The following is a 22,024-nucleotide window of genomic DNA, read 5'->3' on the forward strand; positions in this document are numbered from 1 at the left end:
GCCCGGCGCTCGGCGCGTCGCCCGCCAACCGCACGTCGCGGCCGGCAATCTCCGCCCTGGCCCAGCCGGCGTCCACCCTGGAGAGATTGTCGAGCACCTGACGGGAAATGTCGTCCTGAAGGCCGCGACCCTGCAGAAACAGCGCCGCCAGGAACGGCAGCACGGCGACAGGCGCATAGATCGCCCACTTCGACGGTCGGAACGGCATTCGGAGCACCCCTCGGCTAACGATTCGTTTTATCACGCAACTTGCCGGGCAAGTCGAGTCGCGACCCGGAACGGGGCGAACGGGTGGTTTACGGTGGTCTGAACTGTGGCCCAGACTGTGGCGCTGGCATGGAAGACGGACCCAAACCTGTTCTTGCGCCCACCATTAACCATCTGTTAATATATTGATATAGAAGAACTAATCATTTTGACCCCGGCGGAAGCCCCTACTGTGGCAAATGAGTAACATGCGGCGGAATTCTGGCCAGAAACTCATCAGACGCGTTGACCTCGGACGGGTTTAGGCAGACAACGAGACCGTGCTCGATCGACTCGTGCATTTCCTTCCAGTACCGTTTGCAGGGGATGGGGGGGCTACTCAAACTCCAGAGACTTGGGAGAACAAGAATGAAGATGATCAAGATGGCGCTTCTCGGTGGTGCGGCTCTCGCCGTAACCTCGGCCGGCGCTTACGCTGACGAACTGTCGGACCTCAAGGCCCAGATCGAAGCCCTCAACAGCCGTATGGCCGCCATGGAAGCCGCTCCGGCTGTTCCGGCTGGCTATTCGCTCATGACGGTGTCGAAGGGCGAGCAGATCGTTGTTCCGGGCCTCGACCGCCTGAACAAGCAGATTGCCAACGAAGGCAACTCGGCCACCATCATCAGCGTCCTGCCGACGGCTGACGCTCCGGCTGGTACCGAGATCGCATGGTCGGGCTATGCCCGCGCCGGTCTGGTCTACGTCAACGGCACGCAGGACTATAAGACCTACGTTCGCGTCGAAAACGAAGATGGCACGTACTCGCGTGATGTCATTGCTCGTGGCGACAACGACTACGATGACCTTGACGTCTATGCCCGCGGCCAGATCAAGGTTGTCGGCAAGACCGACACCGCAGTCGGCGAAGTCGGCGCGACGATCAACCTCCGCGGCAACCTCGACGGCAACCGTCGTCTCGCCAACGAGAGCACCACCAATTCCTTCATCTTCAACGGCGGCGTGTACGTCGAAGAGGCATGGGGCTGGTGGGCAATGACCCCTGAACTGACCCTCGGTGGCGGTTTCACGGGTTCGCTCGGCAACATCGGCTATGGCTATGATGGCGCTTGCACCTGCTACTACACGGACAACGCTGACGTTGCCCTGAACCCGGGTGACTCGACCCAGATGCGTCTGACCTATGCCAGCGGTCCCTTCTTCGTTGCCATCGCTCTGGAAGATGCGACTGGCGTGGGTGGCTTCAACTCCGGCAACCCGCTTTCGGAAGACAACAACCTCGGCGTGGCCGGTGAGATCAAGTACGCTGGCGACATGTTCAGCGGCGAAATCTCGGGCGTGTGGCGCTCTGCGGACGACGAGTTCCTCAATGCCGTCGGTGTGGCAGATCCCGAAGATCCCTTCGCAGTCGGCGCCGGTATCGGCTTCGCTCTCGGCGACATTGCCAACATCTCGGCTGGCGCTGCCATGGGTCAGTACAACAACGGTCAGGACTTCTGGCGCGCTTCTATCCTCGCCAGCGCCAACCTGAGCGATGAAGTGCACGCCGAAATCGCCTACGGCTACACCTCGGCCGATTACAGCGACCAGACTGTCAACGCAGTCCTCGCCGGCATCTACTACGATCCGGTGGACAAGCTGACGATCGGCCTCGAAGGCGAGTGGATCATGACCAGCGACTTTGATGACGTTCTCAATGCTGACGGCAGCATCACCGAATACGATGATGCGCAGTCCTTCCAGGTCGACCTCGTGACCGTGTTCCGCTTCTAATCGAAGCTGCATCACGACAGGGACGGCCCGCTTCGGCGGGCCGTTTCTTTTTGCGCGGAGCATCGACGCAGGGCCTTGCTGCCGCCCCGATTTGCCCCCATAGACAGTGCGAAAGAGTTATCGATGCACCTTCGCCTCATCATTCCCGCCCTGCTCGGACTGGCTTTGGCCGGTTGCGACGCCACGCAGAACGTCGATCTCGAAAGCCGGAACTTCAACGTCCAGCAGACTTCCGTTCCCGTGGGCGATCAGGTCGCGAGTACGGAGCAGGTCGCGGGACTGGTCAGGAAATCAGGCCCGACCTATGTCACGCTCGTGGTGTCGGAGAAGTTCGGGGCGGATGCCGCGAGCACCAGGGAACGCGGCACACCCGTCACATCGGGCAGCGGCTTCGTCGTCGACAGCAACGGCTACGTGATGACAGCGGCGCATGTCGCCAAGCGGAAGGGCAACACCGTTTCGGCGCGCGCCGCGAACGGGCGGCTTTACTCAGGTACAGTGGTCGCCATCCAGCCCGAGAACGACATGGCTCTCGTGAAGTTGCGCGGCTTTTCGGGCAAGCCCGTGACACCTGGCGACAACCAGTGCCTCGCCAAGGGCAACATGGTCTATTCCCTCGGCCGGCCGCACGCGCAGGGCGACACGGCGCGCCTCGGCGAGTTCGAAGCCGCGCATTTCGGCAAGCAGGTCCGCTATGCCGGCAACAATGGCAAGTTCGGTTATCCCGATGCGATGGTGCTGCGGATGTCGACCCAGAAGGGCGAATCGGGCGGCCCCCTGTTCAACGGATCGGGACAGCTCGTCGGCATGATCGTCAGCACGCTCTATGACGGCGCGGGCCAGCCCCTGAACCTCGCCCACGCCGTTCCCGTCCGCACCCTGGCGGGCTTCCTCTGCACCGAGGTCAGCTGCACGGGAACCTGGCAGTCGCTGCCATCAGCCTCGTCCTGCAGCGGCTGATCCCCGGTCAGGGAATCAGCACCGTCGTTCCCGTCGTCTTGCGGCTTTCCAGGTCTTCATGCGCCTTCACGGCATCGGCCAGCGCATAGCGCTGGTTGACGGGTATCTTCACCTTGCCGCTCGACACCATCTGCACGAGATCGTCCGCCGTTTCCTTCAGGTCGGCATCCGAGGCCGTGTAGGTCATCAGCGTGGGCCGCGTGACGTAGAGCGAGCCCCTGGACGCCAGCATCCCGAGGTCGAAGGCCTTCACCGGACCCGATGCATTGCCGAAGCTCACCAGAAGGCCCCGCGGCTTCAGGCAGTCGAGCGATGTCACCAGCGTTGCCTGTCCGACACCGTCATAGACAACCGGCACGCCTGCGCCGCCGGTGATCTCCTTCACGCGGGCCACGACGTTTTCGGTCGACGAGTTGATGACGTGGTCGCAGCCATGGTCGCGGGCGATCTGCATCTTCGCGTCCGAGCCGACGGTCCCGATGACGGTCACGCCCAGCGCCTTCGCCCACTGGCTGAGGATGAGCCCGACGCCGCCCGCTGCCGCGTGCAGCAGGATGGTCTCGCCCGCCTGCACCTTGTAGGTGGCGCGCAGCAGGTAGCGGACCGTCATGCCCTTCAGCATCATGCCGGCGGCCGTCTCGTCCGAGATGGCATCGGTGAGCCTGGTGATTCGGTTGGCAGGAAGATTACGCATCTCGGCATAGGCGCCGAGCGCTCCCACGCCATAGGCGATGCGGTCACCCACCTTGAGGCTGGTAACGCCCTCGCCCAGTTCCTCGACAACGCCTGCTGCTTCAAGTCCGATGCCGGAGGGCAAGGGAACCGGATAGAGGCCCGAGCGGTGATAGGTGTCGATGTAATTGAGTCCGACCGCGGTCTGGCGCACGCGCACCTCACCCCTGCCCGGCTTGCCGACTTCCACATCCACCAGCTTCATCACGGCGGGGCCGCCCGTTTCAGTGATCCGGATCGCTTTCATGCTTGCACCTCCTCGCGGCGCCCGGCATCTTCCGGCGCAACCGCATTTCTGCTTCTTGGTGCCCCATCATGACATATGCCGTCAATCCCGCCATCCATCGGATCGAGGCACCGCCCATCATGGAAGCGCAGAGCTGGATCAGGCCGGGCCTGCGGAACCGCGCATTGCTCAATCTCTGCCAGGCCGTGCCGAGTTGGCCGCCGGCCGAGGAACTCGACGCTGAAGTGGCCCGCGCGGCGAGCCTTCCCGGTGTCAGCCTCTATACCGACATCTACGGTCTGCCAGAGCTTCGCAGCGCCATCGCCTCTCACATGTCGGCCGATTACAACGGCAGCGTTGCGGCGGAGAATGTCTGCGTCACGTCGGGCTGCAACCAGGCCTTCGCGGCCTCGATCATGGCAATTGCCAAGGCCGGCGACAACGTCATCGTTCCGGTGCCCTACTTCTTCAATCATACGATGTGGCTGGACATGCTGAGCGTCGAGGCGCGCTATGTGCCCGCTTTCGGCGATGGCGTCACCTATCCGAGGCCTGAGGATGCCGCGAAACTCATCGATGCCAACACGCGCGCCATCGTGTTGTGCTCGCCCAACAACCCGACGGGTTCGATCTACCCTCCACATGTGATCGATGCCTTCTTCGATCTGGCGAGGGCGCGCGGCATCGCGCTGGTGATCGACGAGACTTACAAGGATTTCCGCGCCGATGCCGCACCCGCGCATTCGATCTTCTCGAAGCCCGGCTGGGAGGATGCCTTCATCCATCTCTACAGCTTCTCGAAGGTCTACTCGATGACGGGTTATCGCGTAGGGTCGATCACGGCCTCGGCGCGCATCCTCGCCGAGATCGAGAAGATCCTCGACTGCATGATCATCTGCACGCCGCATATTTCGCAGCGCGCCGCGCTTTTTGCGCTGGCCTCGCTCGATCAATGGAAGGCAGCCAAGATTGCCATGATGAAGGGCCGGCTTGAGGCGCTCCGGAAAGCGTTCACCCGCAGCGGGCTTGGTTACAGGCTGGTCAGTTCAGGCGCGCTGTTCGCCTACGTGGAACATCCGCTCACGGACGAAAATGCCAAGCAGGTGGCGATGCGGCTGGCGGGCGAGCATGACGTTCTGTGCCTGCCGGGCTCGATGTTCGGGCCGGGCCAGGACAAGTATCTCCGCATCGCTTTCGCCAATGCCGAGGCCAGCGACATGGAGACGCTGGTGGACCGGTTGATGGAGAGCCAGCGGTAACCGGACTGCGGAGGGTTCAGATTTCCGCCATGTCGTTCAGTTCGTCCAGCCGTTCGATCATGTAGAAGCTCCCGGCCCGGCTCAGTACGCCCTCGCGCAAGAGATCGTTGATGGCGCGGCTGGCATTTTCACGCGCGACGCCGGCCATGCCTGCAATGTCGTTCTGGGTGATCTTGTTGGCCAGCAGGATGCGGCCATCGGGCTGCGGATCGCCCATCCCCTCCGCCAGCGATGCAAAGGCCCGAGCGACCCGGCCCAACACTGTGACCGTACCTTGCGCCACGACCGAGTCATTGGCCCCACGAAGCCGACGGGCCAGAAGCTTCAGCGCTTCCCGGTAGACCTCCGGATTACCGTCCGCCAGGCGGAAGAACGATGACTTGGTCAGATGCAGGAGCCGGCATGGTTTCAGCGCCGAGATCGTCGCGGAGCGCGGTTCATCGTCGATGAGGGCCAATTCGCCAATGAGCGAGCCAGGACCAAGCACCGCAAGAAGCCGCTCCTGCCCGTCTTTTGCGATCACGGAAGCCTTCACCACGCCGCTCCGAATGAAGTAGCAGCCATCCCCGCCATCGCCGGCATGGAAGAGCACTTCGCGGACTCGCAAATCAACACGCTTCGCCGCCGTAAGAAAGGCGCGGCTCACCGGCCAGGGAACCGAATGAACGGGCCGGCGTGCGCCCGATCCAGAGCGGTTCGATCTCTGCCGCATGAAAGACACTCCGTGTCTGTGACACATATCACAGTTATTGAGCGGTTCATGCGGTCAGGAGATCACGAATTTGTGAACTGCCGGCGTCGCAATCCTTGCGGCTGTATGAGCGACTAGCGTGAGGATGTGGGGACGTAGGTGTAGGGCACCTGAAGATATTCGAACGCGCGGCTGGCCACGAGGCCACCGGTTGTGTCGCTCAGGCTGGTTTCTCCGACCAACTCGTTCAGATTGAACCCGATCGCGACATAGGGGTCGCGCGACTGCTTCACCCCGGCCTCGCGCTCGGCATCGGTGTAGCCTTGCGCGAAGTACCCGACCTGCAGTTCCACGAAGCGCAACGGCGTTTCCTCGAACTCTTCAAAACCGGCAAGCTTCAAAGCCAGCGTATATTTCTGCCCGGCATAGTCGGAAACCGGAGCAAAGTCCGAAAGTTCCGACTGCAGGTATTCAAGCCGGAAATCCAGCTTTTCACGCAGGCCGGGCACGGTGTTGCGCAGGACCGAGAACCCGACACCGAGGCCATCGGCGATCAGGTCTTCATACGAGAAGCCGTGGCCGCCCGAGAAACCGTCGAAGAACTCCACATAGGTCTGGACGCCCATGCCGAGAATGGCGCCCGTTATGATGGCATTGTCGCCATCGCGCATCTGATGGGCGATGCGCTGCGAGAAGTATTCCGTCAGCAGATAGCCTGTATAGGCGTGGCCCAGCTTGTCCACGCCCGCGTACTTGGTATCCGTGCCGAACCAGCCCTCATTCTTGAAATGAAAGCCGGAACTGCCCCACTCCCAGTTGCTCATGCCCAAAGCTGTGGTCAGGCCGTAAGCACCGACGATATCCCAAAGGATGGCATCACTCTGGGCAAGAAACACACCTGCATCGTACCCGCCATAGGTCGATACATCCGCATACTGAACATTGTAGCGGAACTCGTCATGCAGAGTTGAGATACCAGAGGTGAACGACGCCGGTTCGATGTGGAAGCCAGACTGCAGCAGATCGACATTCACATCGGGCTCATGCTGCTTCGGGCGCAGGTCGGCAAGAGCCCTGGACGATGTGTCGAGAGATTGCATCGTCACGACTGTCTCGCCTGACGATAGCACATCTGCATGCACAGGGGCATACACCCCCGCACTCAACAGGCACCCCACTGTCCCAGCCACAACGCGATTCATGACATATTGTTACATCAGGTCTGGCCTGTCTCCAAGGGGGTCTTCGCCCTGTGGATCAAACTTCTGGGCGAGCGCTTTCAGAGGGCGTTGCGGGAAGCCGCCGCGATGCAGGCAGGCCGCTGCGGCCCGCGCTGCACCATGAGCCATGCAATGCTCCAGATCCGCCCCACTCGCCTGAGCATCGATAAACCCGGCGATGAAGGCGTCGCCCGCCCCGGTCGTGTCTTCCGGCGTCACGGGTGCCGCCGAGGCCGTCAATTTGCGCCGGCCGTCGCTGAGGAAGCTTCCAGCGGCTCCCATCGTCACCACCGCAAGCCGCGCGCCCTGTTCGAGCAACCGGCGGGCCTCGCTCTCCGCATGATCGGGATCAGCCGAACAGAAGGCCACATCGAGTCCTTCGGCAGACAGGTTCTCGGGCGTATTGTTGACCGAGAGGTCCTGCGACAGCGTGGGGCCCTGGCCGCGCAAGGCCCGCCTGAGGGCGCCGCCATCGCCAAGCCAGCCAATGTGAATGTGGCGCATCCCCTTCAAGAGTGAGATGTCTTCGGGGGCCGCCCGATAGGCCGCACATGCACCGAACTCCTCGAAGACGAAGCTGCGGTCGCCATCCTCTGTCATCTCGATGTCGGTATAGGCCGTGCGAAATCCCTGCAGCGTCCGCAGTCCGGTTGCGAGGACCCCCTGCTCCGCAAGCGCCTCCGTCACGGCCCGGCCCGCGGCATCGTCACCGACAGCGCCAAAATAGTGGACCTTGCGGCCGAGCATGGCCAGTTGCACGGCCACGTTCAGGGCGTTGCCACCCACGAGGCATTCATCCGCCGGTGGCAGAAACCGGTCGACACAATTGTCGCCCACGGCGGCAAATTCGAATTCCGGCACGGTCCCTCCCGAAGCATTGGCGGCAGACAGCAGCGATACAGTCCGCCTTGCCTGGATTCAATCTCTCCCGGCAAGGGCGGCGCAGATGACGCATATATCCTCAGCGGAATCCAACGCCGGGGCTTGACGCCTTCCGCCGCCGTCACCCATGATCGTTCCTTCCGCCTGTCACGCTTCGTTTTCGGGCATTTTGTCAAAAGGAGAGTGCACGGATGGCGCAGCGCGATCGTGTTTCGGTGGGAATGGTCGGGTGCGGTTTCTATGCCCAGAACCATCTTCATGCCTGGGCGGCACTCAAGCCCGAAGGCGGCATCCTTTCCGCCGTGTGCGACCGCGACGCGGCGCGGGCGGAAGCGGCAGGCAAGACCTTCGGCGTACCGTGGTTCACCGACATGGCGCAGATGCTCGACACCGTGAAGATCGATCTCGTCGACATCGCCACCCGGATGGATACGCACCGTGAGCTTGCTGCCATTGCAGCCGCACGCGGGATTGGCGCCATCGTGCAGAAACCCTTCGCGCCTGTGTGGGAGGAATGTATCGCCATCGTCGAGACCGCGCGGGCGAACAATGCGTGGCTCGCGGTGCATGAGAACTTCCGCTTCGAAACGTCCATGATGCGTGTGAAGGCGGTGCTTGATGCCGGCAGCATCGGCACGCCGAACTGGGCGCGCATCACATTCCGTACCGGATATGACATCTATCGCGGGCAACCGTACCTGGCGAAAGAGGAGCGCATGGTCATCCTCGACGTCGGCATCCATGTGCTCGACCTCGCGCGGTTCTTCCTTGGCGAGGTCGACCGGCTTTCCTGCGAGACGCAGAAGCGCAACCCTGCTATCACGGGCGAGGATACGGCCACGATGATGCTCCGCCACACGGGGGGCGCAGTGTCGGTGGTCGAATCCACCTATGCCTCAAAAAAGATTCCCGACGCCTTCCCCGAAACGCTGCTGGAGATCGAAGGCAGCGAGGGCTCGATCGTCCTGACGCGCGGCGAGAAGATGTCGGTGACGACGCAGGGCATCTTCTTCGAGGAACATGTCGGAAGCCCGCTGCTGCCCTGGACCACGCGGCCGTGGCACGTGTCGCAGGAGGCGGTGCTCAATACCAGCCGCCACATGCTGCAGCGGTTCATCGCAGGGCTGTCCGCAGAGACATCGGGCGAGGACAATCTCAAGACCTACGCGCTCGTGGAGGCCGCCTATAAAGCCGCTGCGACAGGCAGCGTGGTCAAACCCGTGCAGTGGCAGCCCCGGAACTGACCAGTGTTACACTTTGCCAGGAAACAGCCCAGAGGGATACGGAGACAACCGGATGATCGATTTTCCTATCGTCGACACACATGTGCACCTGCTCGACACGAAAAAATTCAAGTACAGCTGGGCCGCGGGCGCGCCGAAACTCGGCCGTGACTGGTCCGCCGACGATCTGACGGCGCTGGCCCGGCCCTACACGATCGAGTCTCTCGTCTTCGTTGAGGTCGACGTCGACATGCCGCAATATCTCGATGAGGCCGAATGGGTGCAGTCGATGTCCGAGAAGGACACCCGCATCAAGGGATGCGTGGCCTGCCTGCCGATGGAACGCGGCGCGGCACTCGAGCCCGAGATGGAGCGCCTGTCGAAACTCGACGTGGTGCGAGGCGTGCGCCGTCTGATCCAGAACCAGCCCGACCCGGACTTCGTGCTGAAGCCCGACTTCCTTTCGGCCATCAAGCTGCTGCCGAAGTACAACCTGTCCTTCGACATCTGCATCTTCCATCACCAGCTTCCGAACACGCTCGAACTGGTACGCCGCTGCCCGGACGTATCCTTCGTGCTCGATCATATCGCCAAGCCCGGCATCAAGGCAGGCCTGATGGAACCCTGGGCGGCGAACATCCGCGAAATGGCGTCCCTTCCCAATGTCGTTTGCAAGCTCTCCGGCGTCACCACCGAGGCCGCCCATGAAAGCTGGACGCGCGAGCAGCTTCGCCCCTACATCGACCATGTGATCGAAAGCTTCGGCTTCAACCGCATCATGTATGGAGGCGACTGGCCGGTGTCGGAACTCGCGGGCCGCTACCCCGACTGGCTGGAGGTTCTGGATTGGGCCACGGCTGGCTGCACGCCTGAAGAAAAGCGCAAGCTGTTCCGCGACAACGGCATCGCGGCCTATCGCCTCGCCTGAACCGACGAGGCCCCGCGGATCCTCACGATTCGCGGGGCCTCTGGCGTCTCGCCGGATCGCAGGTGCCTTGTCCGCACCTGCAAGCTGATTGTTGTCGAGGTCAGAGCACGAAGTCGGCGCCGGTGAGCGCGAATATTCCCGTGAGGCCGATCTGGAAGTCAGCCTCGCCATCGCCATCGACATCACCTTCGACGACTGTGGTTCCACTGCCGGTGAAGTAACGGAGCTGGCCAGCAACATTGGTGAAGGCGGCCGAGGCGATGAAGGTGAAGGCATCGTCGCCGCCGCCAGCCACCGCGTCGATCGCCGCGAGGTTCATCACGTCGAGCTGCGACTGCGAGAAGTCGCCGATCGTGTCGCGGCTCGCACCCACGGCACTGTCCGCCAAGCTCGTGAAGACGAAGCTGTCGGTGCCCGTCCCGCCGATCAGCGTGTCGGTGCCGAGACCGCCTGTCAGCGTGTCGCTGCCGCCGCCGCCGTTCAGCAGGTTCGCATCCGCCGAGCCAGTGAGGCTGTCGTTGCCGCTGCCGGTCAGCACATTCTCGAAGTTGACGATGGTGTCGCCCGTCGAGTCGCCGCCCGTGATAAAGTTGGTGGCGAGGTTTACCGTCTGGTTGCCGCTGGTGCCGGACGCGTTCAGCGTGTCGACTCCATTGCCGCCATCGAGCGTATCGGCCCCGTTTCCGCCGATGATCGTGTCATTTCCGTCTCCGCCGCTGATGATGTCGTTTCCGGCCGCACCGTTGAAGGAGTTGTCCGCCGCATCACCGGTGATGATGTCCACGGCATTGGTGCCGCGCACGCCCTCGATCCCGGCGTAGGTGTCTCCCTCGGCATCGCCGCCAGAACCCGTGCCCGTCAGCAGGTTCACGGTGACGCCCACCACCGAATTCTGGAAGGTGACCGTATCCACACCGAGTCCGCCGATGAGCGTGTCGGCGCCTGCGTCTGCAAACAGCGTGTCGTTGCCGCCATTGCCGTTCATCGTGTTGTCACCCGAAGAGCCTACCAGGCTGTCCGCGAAGTTGCTGCCAAGCACGTTCTCGAAGCCCGAGATCGTATCGCCTGCAGCATGGCTGCCTCCCACGGTGTTGGCGCCCAGGTTGACCGAGACATTGCCAGACGCCGAGTAGTCAAGCGTATCGCTGCCCAGGCCACCGATGAGCACGTCACCCAGGATGCCGCCGGCAATGAGGTCATCGCCGTCACCGCCGTCGAGCGTATCCACGCCGCTGCCGCCATAGAGTGCGTTGGCATCGGCGTCGCCCGTCAGCGTATCGTTGTACCCGGAGCCGATGAGGTTCGCGATGCTGGTCAGCACGTCGCCCGCAGCATCTGAACCGGTGTTGATGCCAGTCCCGAGATTGACGGTGACGCCGGATGCCGCTGTCGCGTAGGACGCGGTATCGTTGCCGTTGCCGCCATTGATGAAGTCCGCGCCGGCACCGCCGGTGAGGACGTCGTCACCGTCGCCGCCATCGAGGATGTTGACAAGCGAGTTGCCCAGAAGCGTATCGCCGTGGCTGGAACCGATCAGGTTCTCGATGCCGCTCAGCGTATCGCCGTTGGCATCCCCCGCCGACCCCGTGCCATTGCCAAGATTGACGGTCACCCCGGACGCGGCATCGGCATAGGTTGCCGTGTCCGTGCCTGACCCGCCGATGAGGACGTCAGCTCCCGCGCCGCCGCTCAAGATATCGTTGCCGCTTCCGCCATCCAGCCGGTTGGCGCCCGCGGTCCCGGTCACCGTGTCATTGCCGTTTGCAGCGATGACATTTTCGAAGTTGGCGATGGTGTCGCCCGTCGAGTCGCCACCGGTGATGAAGTTGGTTGCAAGATTGATCGTCATGTTCGCGCTGGTGCCGGCCGCGTTGAGCGTATCGACGCCCGCGCCGCCGTCGAGAACGTCTGCACCATTGCCGCCCGCGATGGTGTCGTCACCATCGCCGCCGTTGATCGTGTCGCTTCCGTTCTGGCCGAACAGCGTGTTGGCAAGACTGTCGCCGGTGATCGTGTCGGCGAAGTTGGAACCGCGCACAATCTCGATGCCGCTCAGCGTGTCGCCCTCGGCATCGCCGCCGGTGCCGACTGTCGTTGCCAGGTTCACATTCACCCCGGTAGCCGAGGCGCTGTAGTTCACCGTGTCGGTGCCGCCGGAACCGATCAGGGCATCCGCACCTGCACCACCGATCAGGGTGTCGTCGCCGCCCTGGCCGATGATCACGTCGTCACCATCACCGCCTTCAAGCGTATTGGCGTTGTTGTCGCCGGTGATCGTGTCGGCTTCAGCGGAACCCAGTATGTTCTCGATGCTGATGAGCATGTCGCCCGTTGCATCGCCGCCTGTCACCGACCCGGTGCCCAGATTGATGGTGACGCCCGCCGCCGATCCGGCATAGCTCGCCGTATCGATGCCGTTGCCGCCGTTGAGGGTGTCACCGCCCGCGCCGCCATTGAGAAGGTCGTTGCCGTCTCCACCGACAAGATCGTTGTCGTTGCCATCGCCCGTGATGGTGTCGGCAAAGGCTGTGCCGATGACATTCTCGAAGCCCGAAATGGTGTCTCCTGTTGCATCGCCTCCGGAGGCCGTGTTGGCGGCGAGGTTGACAGTGACCGCAGCCGAGCCCGCATAGTCAAGCGTGTCGATGCCGTTGCCGCCGGTGAGGGCGTCAGCGCCGGCGCCACCGGTGACGGTGTCGTCGCCGTCACCCCCATCCACCGTGTCATCGTCGGCGCCGCCGTTCAGCGTGTCGTCGCCGCCCTTGCCATAGAGCAGGTCGTCACCGGCAAGGCCGTTCAACGTGTCGGCGTCGGCATTGTTGTTGAGGTTGTTGCCGTCCAGCGCGTCATCATAGACAGAGCCCGTCAGCGTATCGTTGCCGGTACCGCCCAGCACCACGACGAAGTCATTGGTCGTGTTGACTGTGGTCAGCGCGGTGATTGCCGCGCCTGCATCGAAGGTCACGTCGGCCGTGATGTTGCGGAGGTTGAACTCGTCGCCGACGTTCTCGAAGGTCATGCCGTTGACCACGACGTTCAGGTGGTTGACGCCATAGGAGACGCCGGACCCCGCCGAGGTGATCGTGTTGCCCGAAACGGTGATGAGCGAGGGCGACGCCGCGTCGGCGTTGATGGCCGTCCGCGTGTACTGGAAGGTGTTGCCCGAGATGTCGATGTTGACGCCACCGCCATCGGTCCAAAGCCCGCGTCCCCACGAGGCGGTGCCGAACAGGCCCGGCTCGGAACCGGTGATGTAGTTGCCGGAGATGGTGACGTTGCCTGAGGCCAGCGGCCCCATCGAGATGGCGCGATCATCCGCAGAATTGCCTCCGCCTGCGACTGTCGAGTAGAAGATCGAGTTGAGGATCTGGTGATCGAAGCCAGTTCCGATGGTCAGCGTGTTGCCACCGAGGACACTGTTGAGGAAGCGCAGGCCGTCGAGGGTGACAGCACCCGCCGCCGAGATCGTCACCGTGCCGTCGATGGTCACTTCGCCGGTGCCAGTTGCCGCATCCCGGCCCGGATTGGTGCCGCCCACACCCGCGTTGGACGTGATGAGCGTCACCGCCTTGTTGACGTTCACATTCTCGGTATAGACGCCGTCGAGCACCACGATGGTATCGCCATCGGAAGCCGCGTCGATCGCCGCCTGGATCGTGGCATAACCGCCCGTTCCCACCACGAGAACCGAGGCATCGGCGAAGTCGAGCGTTTCCACGCTGCTTAGCGTGTCGCTGCCTTCGTCGCCGTCGCCCGCATTGTTGTCATTGACGGTGAGCGAGACTCCGTTGGTCGAGATGTCGAAGTCGGACAGATTGCCCGTGTAAGTCGCAGTATCGGCTCCATCGCCGCCCGCGATGGTGTCGTCACCTTCGCCGCCCGTAAGCGTGTCATCGCCGTCGCCGCCATCGATGTCGTCAGTTCCGGACGTACCGGTGATGACGTTGGCATAGGCGTTGCCGTCGATTTCGAGGCCCGCCGACAGCGCCGAGGCATCGACGTTCGAGTCGACCGATGAGTTGATGAGAACCTTTTCGATGTTGATGACATTCGTTGTGAGTGTCAGCGTGTCACCGGCGCCGGAGGTGAATACCACCGTGTCGACGTCGTCTCCGCCATCGACGGTTTCGCCTGCGGTCAGTTCCGACCCCGCATTGAAGACAATGCTGTCATCGCCGCTGCCGCCGGTGATCGTGTCAGTTCCCGCACCACCAGCGATGGTGTCATTGTCGGCACCGCCATTCAGCGTATCGTCGCCGGCCTTGCCGTAGAGCAGGTCGTCGCCGGCCAATCCGTTGAGCGTGTCGTCGTCGGCATTGTTGTTGAGGTTGTTGCCGTCCAGCGCGTCGTCATAGGCAGAACCCGTCAGCGTGTCGTTGCCGGTGCCGCCCAGAACCACGACGAAGTCATAGCCAGGATAGCCGGTGTTCAGTGTAGCAATCGCCGCGCCTGCATCGAAGGTCACGTCGGCCGTGATGTTGCGGAGGTTGAACTCGTCGCCGACGTTCTCGAATGTCATGCCGTTGACCACGACGTTCAGGTGGTTGACGCCATAGGAGACGCCGGACCCCGCCGAGGTGATCGTGTTGCCCGAAATGGTGATGAGCGAGGGCGACGCCGCGTCGGCGTTGATGGCCGTCCGCGTGTACTGGAAGGTGTTGCCTGAGATGTCGATGTTGACGCCACCGCCATCGGTCCACAAGCCCCGGTCCCACGAGGCCGTGCTAAAGAGGCCGGTCTGCGAGCCCGTGATGTAGTTGCCAGAGATCGTGACGTTACCGGTGCCCATCGGGCCCATCGAGATCGCCCGGTCACCACTGCCTCCGCCTGCGACCGTCGAGTAGAAGATCGAGTTGAGGATCTGGTGATCGAAGCCAGTTCCGATGGTCAGCGTGTTGCCACCGAGGACACTGTTGAGGAAGCGCAGGCCGTCGAGGGTGACAGCACCCGCCGCAGAGATCGTCACCGTGCCGTCGATGGTCACTTCGCCGGTGCCAGTTGCCGCATCGCGGCCCGGATCGGTGCCGCCCACGCCCGCGTTGGAGGTGATGAGCGTCACCGCCTTGTTGACGTTCACATTCTCGGTATAGACGCCGTCGAGCACCACGATGGTATCGCCGTCCGAAGCAGCATCGATCGCCGCCTGGATCGAGGTGAACTCGCTGTCGCCGCCTACCACGATGACATTCTGATCCATGAAAAAGATGTTCTCGAAGCCGCTCAACGTGTCCGTGCCGTTGTCACCGTTCCCCGCATTCGTATCAGTGACAGTCACGTCAACGCCGTCGGTGCTGATATCGTAGCCGGCGATGTTGCCGCCGTAGATCGCGTAGTCGTCGCCGGCGCCGCCTTCGATCGTGTCATTGCCCCCTAGGCCTAGGATATGGTCGCTGCCGTCGCCGCCGTCGATGTCGTCGGCATAGGCCGACCCGATAAGCGCGTTGCCTGCGCCGTTACCGGAGATGGTCAGGCCAGCGAGCGACGCCGAGGCATCAATATGAGCCTCATCCGTTCCGCCGATGGAGACGGCCTCGACATTGATCACGTTAGCGCTGATTGTCAGATATTCTTCCACCGCAGGAGTGAACACAATTTCGTCATAGTCTGCACCGCCATCCACCGTTTCGCCAGCGGTCAGCTCTGCGCCAGAATTGTATATGATCGTGTCGTCGCCGCTGCCGCCATCAATCGAGTCCGTGCCGCCGCCACCGGTGATCGTGTCGTTCCCCGCAAGGCCGCTGAGGTCGTCATCGCCCGAGCCGCCATTCAGCACATCATCGCCTGCGCTGCCTTCAACCGTGTTGTTGGCTGAGGTGGTTGGATCGAACGTCACGTTGCCCGCGAACGGGTCATTGGCGTCGATGTCGGTCACCGTATTGCCGGTGATCGTCATGCCGTCAGGGCCGAGGCCACCTGTCACCTCGATCCCGGAATCGACGTGCGAGATGATGTTGCCGGTGATCGAACCGCCGCTGTTGTCCGGCCCGAAGTCGAGGATGTAGATGCCGACGACCTTCGAGTCCGTGTTGACACCATTGGTTCCGGTGATGGTGTTTCCGGTGATGTCGAGATCGGTGTTGCCATAGGCCAGGATCATGCCCGAATAGGCAAGCGCAGGCCCGGCATAGCCGATGTTGGTGATGATGTTGTTGGCAATGGTGCCGGTCGAGTTCAGCACCTGGATGCCGTTCTGGGCATTGACGGGCTGGTCGCCGCCGCCGGTGATGGTCACGCCGGTGACGTTGAGATCGGCGCCGCTGAACACTGTGGCGTTCTTCTGGAAGTCGCTGATCGAGCCGCCCGTCATGGTGAAAGCCATGAGCATGTCGTTGTCGACCTGGAGCGCCACGCCGCGCTGGTTGCCGCTGACAATGGGATCGCCGGTGCCAATGGTGGTGCCGCCGGGCAGCGGATCGCGCACGCCGGTGATGTCCACATCCTCGAGCGTCGCGGAGGCGTTGCGCACGAAGACGCCGGTGAACTGCGCCGATCCTGCGCCGCCGCCCTCTTCAATGGTGTTGGCGCGGCCGTCGCCGTCGACGTTCACGTTGTCGAGCGTGATGCCGGTCGAGTTCTCGATCGTCACGACAGAATGCATCTCGCGGTCGGAGGAAGACCGCGCGGTCTCGACGACGTCCGCCGGCGCCTTGATGGTCACTTCGCCGATGCCGACGAGTGTCAGCCCCGTCTTGCCGTCGATCTGCACCTGCTCGGTGTAGGTACCCTCGGCGATCATGATCGTGTCGCCATTGCCGGCAGCGTCGACCGCCTCCTGGATGGTGGCGAAGCCGCCCGCACCGACGATGAGGACGCTGCCGTCCGAGAAGCCGATGATCTCCGTGTCCGCCACGGTGTCGGCGCCTTCGTCGCCATCACCAGCATTGTTGTCGGTGACGGTGACGGTGCCGCCGGAGACCGAGATGCTGTAGTCCGCCGCATTGCCGGCAAAGGAGGCGGTGTCCGTGCCACCGCCGCCATCCAGCGTATCGTTGCCTTCGCCGCCCGTCAGCGTGTCCTTGCCGCCGCCGCCGGTCAGATCGTCTGCGCCTGCTCCGCCATCGATCACCACGGATCCGGTGGCGCCCGGCGAGACATCGATCACATCGTCTCCCGAGGTTCCGTTCACTTCCAGCGTGGCCGTCGTCACGTTGTCGAAGTCGGCAACGGCCGCATTGTCGATCGTGACGCCGTTCACCACGACGTTGATGGGGCTTGCATTTGCCGTTCCGGGTTCGCCGATCCGGATGCCCGTGCTGGTACCGTCGATCGAACCGTCCGAGATGGTGACGCCGTCGAGCGTCGCCGGACTGCCGCTGTACGGGCCGTCGTCACGGGCCTTGATGACGATCGCGCCTCCGAAGTCGATTGCGGGATTCGAAATTGGAAAACCGTCGACACCTGCGCTCGACCCGACACCGGTGAACGTGAAGTTGCTGATCTCGATGTTGGAATAGGCGCCATACTTCAGGTTGATGTCGATGCCATTGCCGAATTCGCCGGTTTGCGTGGCGGGACCGAAAGCCGGGCCGCGGCCGAACTGGCCGACATCGTTCATCGTGATGTTGGTGATGACAGCGTTCGACAGCTGCTCGGCATAGATGCCCTTTTCGCCGAGGTCGTCGAAGGTGACTCCATCGATCGTGATGCCGTCGAAGGCGCCAGCTCCGATCGCCGCGCCGGCATAGATGCCGAAATAGATATCCGAGATGGTGCCGCCGGACATCTCGAAATTGGTGACGTTGGCGGCGGTGCCCTTGCGGATGCCGGTCACGCCTTCGGTGATGTCCACATCGGATATGGTGAGCCCGTCATTGCTGCCGAGTTCGATGCCAGTCAGGAAGCCCGAGACGGTGAGATTGGAGATCGTCACGTCATCGGCTGAAACGGTGATGCCGTTGCCAGCCGCGCCCGAATAGGATGCTGCAGTTTCCAGAAAATCCGTGACGGTGGTGACGATCGGATTGTCGGTCGTGAAGGTTCCCTGGATCACGACGTCGCCGGGGGCGCCGCCGCCGACCAGGGTCACGGCCTTGTTGATCACCACATGCTCGTTGTAGGTGCCGGGCGCGATCAGGATCGTCTCTCCCGCGGAAGCTGCATCGATGGCGGCCTGGATCGTGGCATAGCCTCCGGCGCCCACAAGGCGGACCGAGGCGTCGTTGAACACCACCTGCTCCACGTTGCTCACCGTCTCGGTCACGCCGGCTACGGTCAGCTGGATGCTGGAGCCCGTAAAGCTTCCAACCGAATAAGCGGAGAAGTTGCCACTCAGGATGAGCGTATCGAACCCTGCGCCACCATCGACGTATCGCTTCCGCCAATACCCGCGGTAATGACGTCGTCGCCATCACCCGCATTGATGATGTCCACACCACCACCACCTACGATGGTGTCGGCATCCACTGTACCGTTGAGGGTTTCATCAGCGCTCGTACCAAGAATGGTTGCCATGTCCGTGCTTTCCTGAATAAGTACTTGATTAAAGTGGGAAAGAACGGCTTGTTATAATGTTCTGGGAGGTCCGGCAGGCGTCTGCCGAACATTCCGTGCCGTCCCTGAAGTTGGGGCAGGCTACTTGATCTAGAGGAATTTAGTCAACTTCGGACAAATCGAAACACCGGCCCACACGACTTTTTCTCATATACTGTCCTTGCGGCATGGCGAGTAATTCTGACGCGCCAGTCAATTTATGAAGACTCAACCTGCAACTGAAATTCTTGGCGTCAGGCTTTTGGTTTCCCTGTGAATATTCGTATCCAGCGTGCTGCACATCTGGCTTTGTGCACCTCGCCGGAGGCTTCATCCGGAATGACCCAAAGTGAATTTTTTTTTGAGCGAAACTGCCCTTGGGCCAAACTTGATGCTGTTTCGGGCGCAACTCAAAATGGAACGAAACGTTTCGCCCAAGGATTGACGATGATCGGCGACAGGCCTCCGACATGTGTGGTGATGCCTGCCATGAGGGTCGTGGAACGGCGGGCAACACGACTTCTCAACACGGCATCTCACTCAAGCAAAGCGGCGTTGCCGGCGGCAGAACGAAATGTCCTGCAACCGGCAACGCAGCATGCCGTTTATCAAACCCGGTCGGAGCCGGGGACCTTCACACGTCAGCAGCGGGAAAATTCACGGCTTCCGCCGCACTCGTCGCCGGACGATGTGGATACAATGCCGTCATCGCTGCCCTCGTCGCCGTCAAGGCCTTCGCCGCCGCCGTCCGTGTCGCCTTCTCCGGAAATCGGGAGGTCGTCCGCCAGAGCAGCGGCGGGCAGTTGGTGCATCGCGGCCAGCGTAAGTGCTATGGCCAGTGCGAACCTGGTGACGGGCCTTGTGGATTTCTCAATCATGGCATGCTCCTGTGGTGTTGTGTTTACTTGCTGAGATAGATGTTTGTGTTGGCGACGTTTTCGCCGATGTGGTCGAAGACGGCGGCCAGGGCCACGCCATCTGCGGCGTAGCTGTAGTTGGCTTCAGTCGTGGCACAGGCCCTCAGACGGTTCTGAATAGAGGTCGAGTTGACGCGGAAGGCCACGGTGTAGAGCGTGATGCCCTGTGCCTTGATGTTGTTGCAGAGCTCCGTCATCTTGGTGTCGAGCGCGGCACTGGTCTGCGATGACGTGGTGGTGCCGAAGCGGTTGTTGGTCGTGGCCTTGCCGCGGCCATAGGCGCTGTACCAGGTGCCGTTCAGGTTGTTGATCTGGTTGCCCGACGAGAGGACGTCGTTTTCACCGTCGGTCATCAGCACCATGATCTTCTGCCAGCGCGCGCTGTTATAGGGCGCGATGACATCGGCCGGCTCGTTCACACTGCCCTGCACCTGGGTGAAGGGTGCCGTGGGCGACAGCACACGCCAGCCCCAGGCCAGGCCTTCGGGAATGACGGTCGAGCCCGACGCCGTCATATCGGTAATGGCGTCTTCCACCTTCGAGCGGTCATAGGTGAGGCCCACGACCTTGGTCTTGGCGCAGTTGAACCAGGGGCCATACTGCGAGCTGGATTCGGACGATATCGACTTGTTGACGTATTTGTTCTGGTTGTTCTGGCGGCAGAGGAGGTTGGTTGTGCTGGTCGAACCCGATGAGAAGCCTGAGCAACCAGGATTGCTGGTGATGCTGCTTGTCTCGTTCGGTGACCCCGACGTGCTGATGTAGCTGTTGTAATAGCCGTTGGACGTGCTGTTGGAGTAGGACGGCTCGTCCGGCGCGAAGTAGGGCGTGAACAGCGTGTTGCCCGCAATAGGCGCAGTGTCATCGGTCGCGTAGTCGCCGAGGCGCGCTTCGACACAGCCGTTCCATGGCCTGTTGTAAAGACTGGTCCAGGCCTGCCAGTTGTGCCAGTTGCTGTTGGAAAAATTCAGCTTCGAGACGGCGGCGGCACCCGTGGTGTCGATCCAGTCCATGCTGAAGTCATAGCCCGCCGTATCGAGGCGGACCGCGCCGGAGAAGGGCACGAAGCCGACGCGGATGTATTCGTTGTCCGGCTTTTCGCTCAGCGGACCGTCATAGATCTTGTTCATCAGGTTGCGCGCGGCGACCCTGGCCTGTTGCATGTAGGTCGTGCCCATCGAGCCGGTCGTATCCATCACAAGGACCAGTTCGATCGGCCGGGCCGCCTTCTGGACTTCGGACGTGATGGTCACTTCCGGCGAGACGATGCCGAAGGACTTCATCCAGACGCTGTCGACCATGTGGGTTGCCGTGAGCTGGACCTTGGAGCCATCGATGACAAGATCGACATCGAAGCCATTGTCGCGGCCCGTGCGAGACGTGTAGTTCGCCTCGATATAGTTCGACGCCATGGTCTCCAGTTGCGTCATGCGCTGGGTCAAGGCATTTCCTGAAAGGCCTGTGAGGCTGGCGAGGTCGGAGGCGGTTACCGCCATGACGGCCGTATCGACGGCCGACTGAAAGGAGGTAATGTCGCGTGACATGGAGACATAATCGATGGCCGCGCCGGCAACTGTGAGCATCGGCAGTGCGGCGAGAGCGACCGTGAGCGTGATGTTGCCGGAGGTGTTCCGAAGAAGCTCCTTCAGTTTTGACTGCCTGCGCGACATGGTTCACCCCGATGTAAGAATACCTACTGGGCTCAACCTAACAGGGCGGTCTCAATGGTGTATTTACGGGGTGCCTGCAATTTTAGAGAACATATACTCAAGGTTGCCAATTTCTTCACGCCGGGATTTCCACGGCCTGCGCCCGACTTCAAGGGTAAACGCACAGCGATAGTTTACAATGCGTGAAGCAATCTTTGAGTGATCAGTCTGGGGTTGCGTTAACATTCGATTTATCCCCGGGATTGTATTCTGTCCGGCATGACCGTCAGAGGCAAACCGATAACATTCATCGTGGCCGGAGCATCGGCAGTTCTGGCAATGTCCTTGTCGGCGCTCCTCATCCAGGCCTTTCGTGACCCGGCTTTCAGCGCGCATGGCAATCTGGTAACATATTGTTGCAGCCCGGTTTTGTTCCTGCTCGTGGGAGCATTCCTGCTGGTGCGCGGATCGGGCGCGGGACGTGTGATGCTGGGGTTCGTCTTCGTGCTTCTGACCACCGCACTGATCGTGCTCGGGGCCTATAGCCTGATCTCTCTCGGCGCTCCCTTGGAAGCGATCAGGTATCCGCTCGTCATGTTCGCGGTACTGATCGGGCCGACCTACCTGCTGCTCTTCTCGAGGCGGCTGGGCCAGGAAATGAAGGCGTCGCACGCAGCACGTTGAGCGTGCGGGCGCTGCGCAGGCGGATGTTTCGTTCAGAGATTTCTAACCACACTTGAAAGTCATCCGCCTTATCACGCGATGAGTTGCGCTCCGTAAAGTTGCGCTTCGTGGGTCACCACGAAGACGGTATTGAAGACGTGGCCCGGTTCGCCTTCGAGGGCACTCGGTTCTTGCTTGTGCGGCGGGCGATGTTATCGATAGCAC

Annotated in this window: 15 protein-coding genes; 6 read left to right on the top strand and 9 right to left on the bottom strand. The window is 62.0% G+C overall.

Annotated elements, in window-relative coordinates:
- A partial coding sequence (locus tag ACEW8Q_RS14535) for a hypothetical protein (protein ID WP_373504769.1) occupies nt 1–208 on the bottom strand: 208 nt, incomplete at its 3' end.
- A 407-nt stretch (nt 209–615) separates the two neighbouring features.
- Between ACEW8Q_RS14535 and ACEW8Q_RS14540 the strand changes: the two genes are divergently transcribed.
- Nucleotides 616–1,980 carry a hypothetical protein gene (locus ACEW8Q_RS14540; protein WP_373504770.1) on the top strand — a complete coding sequence of 455 codons (1,365 nt, stop codon included), beginning with the start codon at nt 616–618 and terminating at the stop codon, nt 1,978–1,980.
- A gap of 123 nt (nt 1,981–2,103) precedes the next feature.
- The gene (locus tag ACEW8Q_RS14545) at nt 2,104–2,940 is read left to right on the top strand and encodes a serine protease (RefSeq protein ID WP_373504771.1); all 837 of its coding nucleotides are present in this window, start codon (nt 2,104–2,106) and stop codon (nt 2,938–2,940) included.
- Nucleotides 2,941–2,947: 7 nt separating this feature from the next.
- Here the strand turns inward: ACEW8Q_RS14545 and ACEW8Q_RS14550 are convergent, their stop codons facing one another.
- Nucleotides 2,948–3,919, bottom strand: coding sequence for a quinone oxidoreductase (locus tag ACEW8Q_RS14550; RefSeq protein ID WP_373504772.1), 972 nt, complete (start codon nt 3,917–3,919; stop codon nt 2,948–2,950).
- A 68-nt stretch (nt 3,920–3,987) separates the two neighbouring features.
- On the opposite strand from ACEW8Q_RS14550, the gene ACEW8Q_RS14555 reads away from it, so the two are divergent.
- Nucleotides 3,988–5,157, top strand: a complete 1,170-nt coding sequence (locus tag ACEW8Q_RS14555; RefSeq protein WP_373504773.1) for an aminotransferase — start codon at nt 3,988–3,990, stop codon at nt 5,155–5,157.
- Nucleotides 5,158–5,173: 16 nt separating this feature from the next.
- Here ACEW8Q_RS14555 and ACEW8Q_RS14560 read toward each other — a convergent pair whose 3' ends face one another.
- From ACEW8Q_RS14560 to ACEW8Q_RS14570, 3 genes are all read right to left on the bottom strand, one after another.
- Nucleotides 5,174–5,869: a Crp/Fnr family transcriptional regulator gene (locus ACEW8Q_RS14560; protein WP_373504774.1), complete on the bottom strand. Its 696-nt coding sequence runs from the start codon at nt 5,867–5,869 to the stop codon at nt 5,174–5,176.
- A gap of 113 nt (nt 5,870–5,982) precedes the next feature.
- Nucleotides 5,983–6,948, bottom strand: a complete 966-nt coding sequence (locus ACEW8Q_RS14565; RefSeq protein ID WP_373504807.1) for a DUF2279 domain-containing protein — start codon at nt 6,946–6,948, stop codon at nt 5,983–5,985.
- A gap of 111 nt (nt 6,949–7,059) precedes the next feature.
- Nucleotides 7,060–7,929, bottom strand: coding sequence for a PfkB family carbohydrate kinase (locus tag ACEW8Q_RS14570; protein WP_373504775.1), 870 nt, complete (start codon nt 7,927–7,929; stop codon nt 7,060–7,062).
- A 212-nt stretch (nt 7,930–8,141) separates the two neighbouring features.
- Here ACEW8Q_RS14570 and ACEW8Q_RS14575 point away from each other — a divergent pair, with 212 nt between their 5' ends.
- Together ACEW8Q_RS14575 and ACEW8Q_RS14580 are read left to right on the top strand one after the other, a co-directional pair.
- Nucleotides 8,142–9,194, top strand: a complete 1,053-nt coding sequence (locus ACEW8Q_RS14575) for a Gfo/Idh/MocA family protein (RefSeq protein ID WP_373504776.1) — start codon at nt 8,142–8,144, stop codon at nt 9,192–9,194.
- Between the two features lie 52 nt (nt 9,195–9,246).
- Nucleotides 9,247–10,101: an amidohydrolase gene (locus ACEW8Q_RS14580; RefSeq protein WP_373504777.1), complete on the top strand. Its 855-nt coding sequence runs from the start codon at nt 9,247–9,249 to the stop codon at nt 10,099–10,101.
- A gap of 100 nt (nt 10,102–10,201) precedes the next feature.
- On the opposite strand, the gene ACEW8Q_RS14585 is transcribed toward ACEW8Q_RS14580, so the two are convergent.
- The 4 genes from ACEW8Q_RS14585 to ACEW8Q_RS14600 form a co-directional block, all read right to left on the bottom strand.
- Nucleotides 10,202–18,301, bottom strand: a complete 8,100-nt coding sequence (locus ACEW8Q_RS14585) for a beta strand repeat-containing protein (RefSeq protein ID WP_373504778.1) — start codon at nt 18,299–18,301, stop codon at nt 10,202–10,204.
- Between the two features lie 68 nt (nt 18,302–18,369).
- Complete coding sequence (locus ACEW8Q_RS14590; protein ID WP_373504779.1) at nt 18,370–18,552, bottom strand: hypothetical protein; 183 nt, start codon at nt 18,550–18,552, stop codon at nt 18,370–18,372.
- Between the two features lie 659 nt (nt 18,553–19,211).
- Nucleotides 19,212–19,448: a hypothetical protein gene (locus ACEW8Q_RS14595; protein WP_373504780.1), complete on the bottom strand. Its 237-nt coding sequence runs from the start codon at nt 19,446–19,448 to the stop codon at nt 19,212–19,214.
- Nucleotides 19,449–19,471: 23 nt separating this feature from the next.
- A complete protein-coding gene (locus tag ACEW8Q_RS14600) occupies nt 19,472–21,157 on the bottom strand; it encodes a hypothetical protein (protein WP_373504781.1) in 1,686 nt (561 codons plus the stop codon).
- A gap of 318 nt (nt 21,158–21,475) precedes the next feature.
- On the opposite strand from ACEW8Q_RS14600, the gene ACEW8Q_RS14605 reads away from it, so the two are divergent.
- Complete coding sequence (locus tag ACEW8Q_RS14605; RefSeq protein WP_373504782.1) at nt 21,476–21,820, top strand: hypothetical protein; 345 nt, start codon at nt 21,476–21,478, stop codon at nt 21,818–21,820.
- Nucleotides 21,821–22,024 lie beyond the last annotated feature (204 nt).

Source organism: Aestuariivirga sp. (genome assembly GCF_041738905.1).
Lineage (GTDB): Bacteria > Pseudomonadota > Alphaproteobacteria > Rhizobiales > Aestuariivirgaceae > Aestuariivirga.